The sequence below is a fragment of the Novosphingobium naphthalenivorans NBRC 102051 genome, from assembly GCF_001590985.1.
Classification (GTDB): Bacteria; Pseudomonadota; Alphaproteobacteria; order Sphingomonadales; family Sphingomonadaceae; genus Novosphingobium; species Novosphingobium naphthalenivorans.
Map to the genome: position 1 here is coordinate 1 of NZ_BCTX01000116.1, position 10,281 is coordinate 10,281.

Genomic DNA, 10,281 nt, shown 5'->3' on the forward strand with positions numbered 1-10,281 from the left:
GTGCAGGGACCGATAGCTGTCGGTCCGCAGCCGGGGATGAACAAAATGTCTCTGAGCATCCGGGAAGGGTCGACCGCAGAAGCGACGTCGGCGCCCCCTGCTCGGGTGGCTTCGGGTTTGATGATCGACTTTCGTCATCAAAGCACCTTGATGTAGGTAAATTACCTTTTCGCGATCATCAAATGCGCTAGAGAGGGACAGACGATCGTCAAGAATGAGGCTGCGCCGGCTTCATATGATCGGGAGAGTCATACGTGCCCGTCCTGTACCACGAAGGCCGCTTCCCTCCTCAGACCCTTGATTTAGCCACTTTGTTCCCGCTGGTAGGGCCTGCCAATGCGGCAGTCGCTCGCTACGAAGGCGTGCTTGCCGGCATTCCCAACCCGGATATCCTGCTGTCACCACTCACTTCGCGCGAAGCTGTCCTTTCCAGCAAGATCGAAGGCACCCAGGTCACACTCGGCGAAGTCCTCGAATTTGAAGCGCAGGGCCACCTCTTCGACGAAAGCAGCCCCAAGAAGGCTGACGCCCGCGAAGTCCTAAATTATCGGGCCGCCCTTCATGAGGCCACGCGGCTCATGGAAAATCTGCCGCTGTCGCAACGTCTCATCAAGGCCACGCATCAGGTGCTGATGGACGGGGTTCGAGGTCGCAACAAGGATCCCGGGCGTTATCGGGGTATTCCCAACTGGATCGGTGCAGACGGATGCACCATCGAGCAAGCGCGGTTCGTTCCTCCCGGCGCCGACCGTATCGATGCGGCCATGGCCGGATGGGAGGAGTATATCCATGCCGATGCGCCCGACCGTCTGGTCCAGCTGGCCATCGTCCATGCCGAGTTCGAAGCGATCCACCCCTTTCTCGATGGAAACGGGCGCATCGGCCGCCTCATCATTCCCCTGTTTCTCTACAATCACGGGCTGCTTTCGCGGCCGAATTTCTATCTCTCGGAATATCTGGAGGCAAATCGCAGCGAGTATTATGACCGCATGCTCGCAGTTTCTCGCGACGATGACTGGAGCGGATGGGTTGCCTTCTTTCTGCGTGGCATCATCGCCCAGGCCGATGCCAACACGAAAAAGGCGCAAGCCATTCTGGCCCTCCACCAAGAAAAACGCGATGCCGTCGTCGAGATCACGCATTCGCAATACGCCGTCCGCGCGCTCGACTGGATCTTCCAGCGGCCGCTGTTCAAGACCCCGGACTTCATCGAGTCAGCGCAAATCCCCGCCGCTACCGCGAGAAAACTCGTTCGGGACTTTCGCGACCACGGAATTCTGCGTGAGCTTGTGCCAGCCTCCGGGCGTGCTCCCGCGACGCTGGTGTTCTCCGAGCTTCTAAACATAGCCGAGGGGCGGAAGGCCTTTTGAGGCCGCGCACCTCATACACGAATTGCCGGTCCAGATCGATCTTCCGTTCCTTGCCCGAATGCGAACATGGAGGGCGAGCGTCGGAAAGGGCGATTGGGTCCGGGCCCTCGCCGCCAAGTTATCGCCTGCCATTGAAAGAGCGAACCGACCGCACCTGGGAGCCAAAAATCGGCGACTGAACGGCGACAAGGACTCGGCCCCGGAAGCCGACACCGATGCATTCGATTGCCCGCTTTCCCAACATTCTCCGACTATCAGCTGCCGTTCCGAACGGTCCGCAGTCCCGGCCATTGCCGGTATCGAGACGCTCAAAGATCGGGTAGAATTTGGCTACCGAGTGATTAGACATCCCGCAGGGGATGCCGCAGAAGTTCAAGTGGCATTTCGGGATGGTTAGACACTGTATTCCTCTGAAATACCACGATTAAGAGAGTCCGGCTCGGTCCTCCACCCCCGCAACATTCAGCAATAATATCAATCACCTGATCGACCGACGCAAATCGAATGTCTAACTGGCGTGTCTAACCCACAGGTCCATAGTTGAGGGCCCGGCACATCACGAAATGCGCCCGGCCCTCCCATTCAGCGCTATTTCGCTTCGACGTCGTAGCCGCAGTATTTCGCCCACGCATCCATCAGCTTTCGGCGCTTGTTGAAGAGGTCTCCCCTTCGATAAGCAGCCTCGGCTTTGCCCGGAATGGTGTGCGCCAACGCCATCTCGCATACTTCATTCGGAAAGTTGGTGGTTTCGGATGCCCAGTCCCGAAAGGTAGAGCGAAAGCCGTGTACGGTTTCTTCGATGCCCATCCGGCGCAGCAGCATTGGCATCGCCATGATACTGAGCGCGTTGCCCTTCGCTGAATTCTTGAAGATCAAACCGGATCGCGACTTGGCAGGCGTGGCCTTGAGAATTTCAAGCGCCGCCTCGCACAATGGCACCCGATGCTCCCGCTCGGCCTTCATTCGCTCGGCTGGAACGATCCAGATCCGCTGGCGAAGATCGATCTCATCCCAATCCGCGTGGAGCACCTCAGCCGTTCGGGCAGCAGTCAGAATCAGAAATTCGAGAGCCCGTGCTGCGACAGCTGGACGTTCATGAAGTTTGGTCATGAACCGCTTGATACGATTGAATGGCAAGGCGGCATGATGGCCGCGCGAAGATTTCCGCCGTCGAGGCAAGAGTTGGTCCAGATGACCTCGCCAACGCGCCGGATTTTCGCCTTCACGCAGACCGTTTGCCTTGGCAGCATCAAGTACGTTCTCGATGCGTCCTCGCAACCGGTCGGCAGTCTCGGGAACCCGACTCCAATGTGGCCGCAGTACTTTGAGTACGTCATCGGTCTCAATTTCGTGCAACAGCAGCGACCGGATCGGCGCGGCATAGACGGTCAGCGTCATTTTCCATTGGTCGATGTGCTTCGCGTTTTTCCAAGAAGGCGACATCGTTTCCACGAAGCTGTCCGCATATTCGCCAAAGGTGACGTACCGATTTGCCTTTGCTCGCTCAGCCTTGGGATTTTTGCCCTCGCTGATCATGGCGCGATATTCGGCTGCCTTTTCCCGCGCCTTGGCCAGGGACAAGGACCGGGCACTACCGAGGCCCAGCTCCTTCTTGGCACCGCGCCAAGTGTAACGGAACAGCCAGCGGCGGCGAGTGGCATCGACAAACAGAAACAGGCCACCACCGTCGGCGTAGCGGCCTGGCTCCTTGATACCGGCAACTCGAGTGGCGGTGAGGCGATTCAGGGCATGACTGGTCACGATCTTGAACTCCTGTTCAAGACCCCTTCCCGCCATGGGTCAAAGGTTGCTGTGGTATGTCGGCCCCGGATCGGGACCCTCTTTGGGACCCTCTTTTGCGGCGCGCTCAAAGGATCCGGCTCGAGATTACCTGAGACGCCGAAATCCTGCAACCGACAGAAATTAAATGATTTTCTGGACGTCTTGAGACGTTGTGAGCCTGCTTGAAAAAGCGTGGCTGGCGGGCAAGCTGGGAGTTTGTTCGAACCATATTCTGGACCATCTGGAGGAATGGGGCAAGCTTCTCCAGCACTCCAGCCTCGCCCGAATGAAACCCGAAAATGCCAATGAAAAGAAGGATGGAGACGCCCCGTGCAACCGCCATCCTGCGGCTGCACAGAGGCGTCGTAAGGCTTAGCGGGCGGAGGGCGGCATGGCACGAAAGCCATATGACCCTCCGTTTTCGCTCCGCCTTTCTTTCGAGGAGCGAGCAAGGCTAACCGAGCAGGCCGAAGGCCAGCCGCTCGGAGCCTATATTCGGCAGCAATTGCTCGATCAGCCACCTCGCCGCAAGCGTCTCAGCCAAATCGACCAGGATTCCCTGCTGCGCGTTCTCGGCCAGCTCGGCCAGTCGCGCATTGCAAACAACCTCAATCAGCTCGCCAAACAAGCTAATATGGGGACACTGCCTGTCACGCCCGAAACCGAAGAGGCATTGCAGGAAGCCTCAAAGAATATCGCTGAGATTCGGAAGCTACTCATTCAAGCCTTGGGGCTGGAGGTCAGTCCATGATCTTCAATGCCTCCCAGCGCAGCGGTGCGGCGCAACTTGGTCAGCACCTCCTCAAAACCGAGGAGAATGAGCATGTCGAGGTGCATGAAGTCCGTGGCTTCATGTCAGAGAACGTCATGGGAGCCATGAAAGAAGCCCAGGCGATGGCCAAGGGAACGCGCTGCAAGCAATATCTCTTTTCCGTCTCGCTCAACCCTCCCGAAACCGAAAATGTCGCCATCGAGGTCTTTGAGGGCGCGCTCGCCTCCATCGAAGAAAAGCTCGGTCTGCAAGGCCAGCCGCGCATGGTGGTCTTCCATGAAAAGGAAGGGCGCCGCCATGCGCATGCGGTCTGGTCGCGCATTGATGCGGAGACCATGACGGCAAAACGGCTTTCCTTCTTCAAGTCCAAGCTGCGCGAAGTCTCGAAGCAGCTCTATCTTGAGAACGGCTGGGAAATGCCGTCCGGCCTTATGGACAGCAAGGCACGCGATCCGCGAAACTTCACACTGGACGAATGGCAGCAGGCCAAGCGCGCGGGACTGGACGCGAAGTCCGTCAAAGGGATTGCCCAGGAATGCTGGGCGGTCTCCGACAATGCGCAAACCTTCTCCCATGCACTCGAAGAACGCGGCCTATATCTGGCCAAGGGTGACAGGCGCTCCCATGTCGCCGTCACCTATGAGGGTGAAGTCTTCGCGCTCTCACGCCTGATCGGCGTGAAAGCCAAGGACGTGACAGCCCGCCTCGGCAAAGCGGATGGTTTGCGCAGTGTCGATGAAACCAAGGCGCATATCGCCAAGGCCATCGCTCCGCGCCTTGATGGCTGCCTGAAAGAAGCCAAGCGCATGGCGCGGGATGCGCTGAAACCGCTCGCCGAGAAGAAGAAGGAACTGCGTGCGTGCCATACCGAAGAGCGCCAGCGCATGGCCAAAGGCCAGCGGGAGCGTTGGCAGCGTGAGACGAAAGAGCGGGCGAACCGCCTGCGAACGGGCGTGCGGGGCTTGTGGGACCGCCTGACGGGCGATCACGCCAAAATGGTCAAGAAGAACGAGTTCGAGGCCTATCATGCGCTGCGCCGCGACCGCGATCAGCGTCAGGCCATGCTGAACGCTCAACATGCCGAACGTCGCAAGCTGCAACAGCAGATCAAACAGACCCGCGAGCGTCATGCGCGTCAGATACTCGCATTGCATAATCAGGCCGCAAATTACCGCCTTATGCGGGATGGCAATCGGCAATCCGTGCGCAGCGAGTTTTCGCGTAAAGCTGGCGAAGCGCGTCAGCCTCGCGGGCGCAGCGCGCCGACGCGCGGGCTTGAATTGGGGCGATAGTGTCAGGGGGCGCGGTAGGTCATCGGTGCGAAGACGCCGCTCATTCCCCCTTATCTTCTGCTAACAACAAGCGCGCCGCGCCAATGGTGGGCGCGGCGCTCGAATTTTTCGAGCCTGACTCAGAACAGGCTCATCTGCTCATCGGTCGGATCAGAAATCCCGTAATACTCCCGCGCGAAGGCTACCGTCCGCTGGTCCTCAAGGATTGGCGGGGTCAGTGGCCACCCAGCCCATCCCGCCCAAATTTTCAGGCCCGCGCCTTGGTAGGCGACCGACAGGCTATCGCGCCCGCTCGATCCTCCACCAATTCCGAGTTCATAGCGGAGAGCTTCGGCGAGTGCTTCATCGGTAAGGCCCGATTTTACGCGGGCCGCCCATCGTTCCGCCGATCCCACGACGCTGTTTGTTGCGCGGCAGAATGCCTCTTCCGCGTCTTCGCGTGTCAGTGTTTGGGGCGCGCTCATAGCAGCCCCCCGAACAGGTCGCCCTGCTTGCTGGCCTCGACATAGGCCAGCCATTCGCGCGAACGCGCCTTCGCGTCCAGCCATGCGATGAGCCGCGCGATGAGTTTGCTACCGTCTCCCTCAATGGCCTCTGGGTGCATATCGGGTTCAAAATAGTGGGAGAGAAAGCCAGTTTCAGTGATCGGCAATGGAGCGCGGGCTGGATTGATGCTCTTGATTTCGAGATAGTCGATAACGCTCCACTTGCGGGGCGTATAAACCGCCTCAATCTCGATGCCCTGCCATGTGAAAGAATAGGTGTGGGATGGCTTGTCCATGTCAGCACCCCGCGAACACATGGACGGAGTCCCATGCCGTGCTAACCGTGAACACATCGCCGCTCATTTCGGCATCCCGTGCCATTGCTTGCCAGTCGATATAGTAGGCGAGTGTCTGGGGGATTGTGGTCGTGTCTTCCGTCACCTCCTGCACATAGTCGGCAAGTTCCCCGTATGAGCCGATATAGCGATCTTCCAGCGCCTCACGGGCGTCCTCGATGTCGCCGCAATAGTGGTCCAGCACCGCCAAGCCCAATTCGCCATGCTCACCGATAAAGGCGGCAAGGCTGCTCACATGATCGAAGCCCGCATATTCAGAGATGCGGACAGCGCCGAACCCCTCATAATCGTGGATGGCCCATTCCTCGGCCCCTTCAATGGGTGACGCTGCCAGCATGGCTTTCACTTCATCATAAATGGCCCATGCGTCTTGGTCTGCGTCAATCCAGCTTCCATGCAAATATCCGCAATTATAGGCGGCAAGGCACGCTACATAGATGCGCGGTGTTACATCGTTCTTGTTTTCAATCGTTTCTCCCATTTTGTCCTCCGTTTGGTTTGGGTTTCGGGTTGCGTCCTGAAACCCTGCCCATGCGGCGAGCATCGGGGGGCAAGCGGAGCGGGCACGTTCGCGGGGAACCTGCTGCACGGAACGAAGGAACGAAGTGTAGGAAGCTGGGCGGAACGTGATCCGAAGCGCGCTCGGGGCAGCGCCCCAGCCTTACCCGTTAGTGATCGTCACCTTATTGGCGGAGACCACAGGTTCCGTGAGCGACGAGCGAATAGAGCACGGGCCATGCAGGCAACGGCAAAGCCCATGTGCAAACATTTCCCCTGCAAAGGGTCATGTATCTTTCCGATTTGGCGGACCAGTTTCACTCAACTGACCTTCCTCTCATGTTTCTCGCGCCTGTCAGGGCGCGCTGTTCTCCATCAACCTACCGCTTGAGATCAGCCGGAATGATGCAAGGCGTAAAGCCTGCATACGTTTCCCTTTGCTTGCCGCGAAAATCGCGGAATGCATCACCTCTGACATCACGGATTTGGCTTCTCCCGAACGCAGCCCATGCCGGGACGCGAAAACATGAAGGAGGAGACGATGTTCAACCTGACCCGCGAAAATCTGAAGACAAAAACCGACGCCCAGCTCCGCGATCTGTTCGCCCAAGCTTTGCGTCACCAGACAGAAGCATCCTGCCGCACAGCGTTCAACAGCACCACATGCGTCATCCGCATGATCGGTAACGAGCTGGCGCAACGCAATGTGGCGCCGCGCTAAGCGCAGACTTTCCCCCAAACACTTCGCGTTTTGAGCATAGTCTCGCGTGCAAATTGAAACAGAGGGCCAAAATGAATGGTCACATCAAACCCCGTATTCACGGCAAATGTGCGCTTGCAACTGGTCGAGATTTCTCGTTAAAACCCCCCGTTTGCTATCAGGGGGGCAAGTGGTTTCGGATGGCGTTGTCTTTTGAAGTTCCGAATGAGCACGATAGCGCCATAAAGCTCAACAGCGATGATCCAAGAATGCCTCTATTGAGGCAGCAGGAAAGGCAACAAGCCAAACGTCTGAGAAAAATCCGAAAGGGTACGCGGGGCAAACAACACAATTGGTTGCTTTGGTGGGTCAAACCAACTGCTTCTATTGATGAATTTGAAGATTGGCTGTTATCCAACCTCTCATCCCAGATCGGTATCCTGCCTGAATCAGTCTATAAGGTCGCAATTGAGTCCCTGCTCAATCGCGAGATTGATATTGCGCCACCAACAAATGGCCCCTTCGTTTGGTCGATAGACGAGAAACACCGCATAGCAGCACAGCCAGAGATGGGAGTAATCGCATTCTTCGCGCCCCCAGGAAACCTGCGCAAAGCTCTTGATCCCAAGAACCAGAAGACCTCATGGAATTGGAGTTTTGCGGGCTTGCCCTTTTCGGACAAACAAGAGTTTGTGGGCGCAGGTGAGGGCTTTAAGCGACCAGATTATGTAGAGAAGCTGCGCGAAAAGTTCGGACGGGGCGAGAAGGCGGTCATCGGCATCCTGGACAGCGGCATTGATCCCGACTGTTCCGAACTTGAGGGGCGAATACTGGCGACATGGGCCATCACTGACGTGCCCAATAGCGCGCCCAGACCGGATTACAGCCGCAACACTGACGAAATCGGCCATGGGACGGAAACAGCGACTATTGCCGCAGGCACCAAGCATGGGATCGCTGATAAAGCGAAAATCGTCTCATTAAAGCTTCCGATGCGGTGGGAGGGTTCGAGCTACCGTTACCGTCTCTTTGATCTGGTAACGGCCTTCAGCACGCTCCAGTCAGGCGCTGCACCTGCAATCGAGGGAAAGCCAGTCCTGTCATTGATTGACACCCTGCTGCTTCCCAACGGGATACACCTCTCTGGACGCTGGCGGACGGACACAAACATTGCGAATATTGTCGATGCGGTAGCTCGATTTAACAGTGTCCATGATGTCGTTGTCATCGCAGCTATTGGGAACAAAGCGCAATCCGCGTCGTTTCCTGCAACCGAAGCAAATGTATTGTCGGTCGGAGCACTCGATCTTGACGGGAAGCGGTGGGAAAACTCAGGTTGGTCGGTCGGGTCAACGGGGCAAACGATCCCAGTTATCCACTTTCCCGGATGCGATATCGAATGCCTCAGCTTGAACGGAAAAGCGAAACGCTGTACTGGCACATCAATGGCCGCAGCCGGAGTTGCTGGCGTTGTTGCACTTCTTGCACAAAAATCACCAACCAGTCTCGGGCGATGGCAAATCGTCCGAAATAATTTGGCAGAGGAAGAGGACCAATTCGGACCTCTCCCGAAATTTTCTATTTGATTGCCAATTAGATGTAACTTAATATTTATTAAAAGAGGTTTTTATTGGGCGCTGAATTTCAAATTGACGGAAGAATTGCATTGGTTTGCGACTCCTCATTTGCGAGAGCATTTGATGCGAGCGGCAGATCAGTGTTCCCGTCAATTTTGATTGATAATTTGTCGCGCCAATTCGAGTTTCAGGTTCTTGGTCAATTGGAAATGATGCCCGTTGTTTTCATTACGGCCAGACCAGAGCAGTTATCAAAAATGGACGATTATTTGGAATCAGCCTTTGGAGAAAAGGTCTCGATAGAAGGAGATTCCGAAATTGTGACCGACATCAAGGCTTCACCCACTTCGCCTTGAGCGTAATCGTTGCTTTGCTGTGAACTTTGGCGATACCAAAGAACCCGCCTTCACCGCCCGCTTCAATACCGAACTCCACCTCGATTTCGTCCGGATTCCCGATCTTTTTGAACTCGTTCATTGCCTCATTGGCAAATTTGGTCACTTTCGAGAGTGCTTCACTTGGGGGCAGCGCGACGGTGTTGGTGGCTGAGAATGCCTCCCCGGTCGGCTGGTCCGAGTTGTCAATCACCTCAACAAGACTGCCGTCCTCTAGCTTAACCCGCATAGTCAATCTCCCTCACAGCGCAAAGCTTACCAATCAGAATACGCCGCACGATAGATTGTTTTTTCGCTAACTCCCACACGCATTGCGGCTTGCGGCACTAACGACCGAGAAAGTCGAGGAAATAGTTATCCTTCTTGTCGGGAGCGCTTCGCCCTTTGAGAGCCTCGAAATATTTCTCGAAATACCCGACCACGTTGCTGTTGCGGGACAGGAACACAGCGCCGAGGCGCTCCTCGTCGTGAAGACCCCAGCCGAACAGTGCTTCCTTCCCGCCGACTTTGCCTTCGATGATGATGAAGTTGACCAGCGGCATCGGCGTGTCGATGCGGTGGAAATGAAACCGCCCGACAAGCGTGTCGCGGCTCATTCCTTGAAATCGCTTCTTGTAGCTGTCGAACATATGCTCTCCGCATGAAGCGAGATCGGTCCACTCCGTTATTCCGCTTTCCGCGTCCCCGAGATAGCGTCGGTAGAGTTCAATCGTGTCGGGATCGCCCTTCGGCCCGTAAACGGTCTTTGGGGTTTCATTTGCCGCGTAAGCGAAAAGGTTTTTGACCGTGAGCGCGCCTGCGAGGGCGGAATCGAGATAGGCGATTGCCTCCGTCGTACCGCCGCGAAACACTATGCCCGCGTTCTCGGCGATATAGACTTTGAGCTGAGCCGTTGCCTGCTCCGCAGCTTCTTTGGCGGCGGTGCTGTCATCTGTCACGCTTGTCCGCCAGCGCTTTGTTATCAGCGCGAATGAGACGAGGAAGCCCAGCAATATGCCGAACAGTTGGGAGTAGCCGCCCGTCGGGTCCGAGAACGGCAAGCTACCAGCCCATG

13 protein-coding genes are annotated in these 10,281 nt (G+C 56.7%); 7 read left to right on the forward strand and 6 right to left on the reverse strand.

The window, feature by feature from the left end:
* The first annotated feature begins 254 nt into the window (after nt 1-254).
* On the forward strand, nt 255-1,370 hold the full coding sequence (locus NN5_RS22645) for a Fic family protein (RefSeq protein WP_067738622.1): 1,116 nt from the start codon (nt 255-257) through the stop codon (nt 1,368-1,370).
* Nucleotides 1,371-1,958: 588 nt separating this feature from the next.
* Here the strand turns inward: NN5_RS22645 and NN5_RS22650 are convergent.
* Nucleotides 1,959-3,131, reverse strand: a complete 1,173-nt coding sequence (locus tag NN5_RS22650; RefSeq protein ID WP_245656667.1) for a tyrosine-type recombinase/integrase — start codon at nt 3,129-3,131, stop codon at nt 1,959-1,961.
* Between the two features lie 193 nt (nt 3,132-3,324).
* Between NN5_RS22650 and NN5_RS26085 the strand changes: the two genes are divergently transcribed.
* Genes NN5_RS26085 through NN5_RS22660 form a run of 3 tightly spaced genes read left to right on the forward strand, consistent with a single transcriptional unit; the run spans nt 3,325 to nt 5,216 of the window.
* The gene (locus tag NN5_RS26085; protein ID WP_157081279.1) at nt 3,325-3,528 is read left to right on the forward strand and encodes a hypothetical protein; all 204 of its coding nucleotides are present in this window, start codon (nt 3,325-3,327) and stop codon (nt 3,526-3,528) included.
* 15 nt (nt 3,529-3,543) lie between these two features.
* A complete protein-coding gene (mobC, locus tag NN5_RS22655; protein WP_067738625.1) occupies nt 3,544-3,903 on the forward strand; it encodes a plasmid mobilization relaxosome protein MobC in 360 nt (119 codons plus the stop codon).
* Nucleotides 3,900-5,216: a relaxase/mobilization nuclease domain-containing protein gene (locus NN5_RS22660; RefSeq protein WP_067738626.1), complete on the forward strand. Its 1,317-nt coding sequence runs from the start codon at nt 3,900-3,902 to the stop codon at nt 5,214-5,216. Before mobC ends, NN5_RS22660 begins: the two co-directional genes overlap by 4 nt.
* 119 nt (nt 5,217-5,335) lie before the next feature.
* Here NN5_RS22660 and NN5_RS22665 read toward each other — a convergent pair whose 3' ends face one another.
* Genes NN5_RS22665 through NN5_RS22675 form a run of 3 tightly spaced genes read right to left on the reverse strand, consistent with a single transcriptional unit; the run spans nt 5,336 to nt 6,538 of the window.
* Entirely contained in the window at nt 5,336-5,680 is a 345-nt protein-coding gene (locus NN5_RS22665; protein WP_067738628.1) for a hypothetical protein, read from the reverse strand.
* The gene (locus NN5_RS22670) at nt 5,677-5,997 is read right to left on the reverse strand and encodes a hypothetical protein (RefSeq protein WP_067738631.1); all 321 of its coding nucleotides are present in this window, start codon (nt 5,995-5,997) and stop codon (nt 5,677-5,679) included. The genes NN5_RS22665 and NN5_RS22670 overlap by 4 nt, the downstream gene beginning before the upstream one ends.
* A gap of 1 nt (nt 5,998) precedes the next feature.
* On the reverse strand, nt 5,999-6,538 hold the full coding sequence (locus tag NN5_RS22675) for an antirestriction protein ArdA (RefSeq protein ID WP_067738633.1): 540 nt from the start codon (nt 6,536-6,538) through the stop codon (nt 5,999-6,001).
* Between the two features lie 558 nt (nt 6,539-7,096).
* Here NN5_RS22675 and NN5_RS22680 point away from each other — a divergent pair.
* The 3 genes from NN5_RS22680 to NN5_RS26090 all read left to right on the forward strand — a co-directional run bounded on the left by NN5_RS22680 (nt 7,097) and on the right by NN5_RS26090 (nt 9,188).
* The gene (locus NN5_RS22680; protein WP_157081280.1) at nt 7,097-7,276 is read left to right on the forward strand and encodes a hypothetical protein; all 180 of its coding nucleotides are present in this window, start codon (nt 7,097-7,099) and stop codon (nt 7,274-7,276) included.
* Between the two features lie 71 nt (nt 7,277-7,347).
* On the forward strand, nt 7,348-8,841 hold the full coding sequence (locus tag NN5_RS25465; RefSeq protein WP_084385120.1) for a S8/S53 family peptidase: 1,494 nt from the start codon (nt 7,348-7,350) through the stop codon (nt 8,839-8,841).
* A gap of 44 nt (nt 8,842-8,885) precedes the next feature.
* Nucleotides 8,886-9,188: a hypothetical protein gene (locus NN5_RS26090; protein WP_157081281.1), complete on the forward strand. Its 303-nt coding sequence runs from the start codon at nt 8,886-8,888 to the stop codon at nt 9,186-9,188.
* Here the strand turns inward: NN5_RS26090 and NN5_RS22690 are convergent.
* Both NN5_RS22690 and NN5_RS22695 read right to left on the reverse strand, forming a co-directional pair.
* Nucleotides 9,163-9,456: a CU044_2847 family protein gene (locus tag NN5_RS22690; RefSeq protein ID WP_067738643.1), complete on the reverse strand. Its 294-nt coding sequence runs from the start codon at nt 9,454-9,456 to the stop codon at nt 9,163-9,165. The genes NN5_RS26090 and NN5_RS22690 overlap by 26 nt on opposite strands.
* 97 nt (nt 9,457-9,553) lie before the next feature.
* Nucleotides 9,554-10,281, reverse strand: a 728-nt coding sequence (locus tag NN5_RS22695) for a hypothetical protein (protein ID WP_217998752.1), incomplete at its 5' end; no start/stop codon positions are given.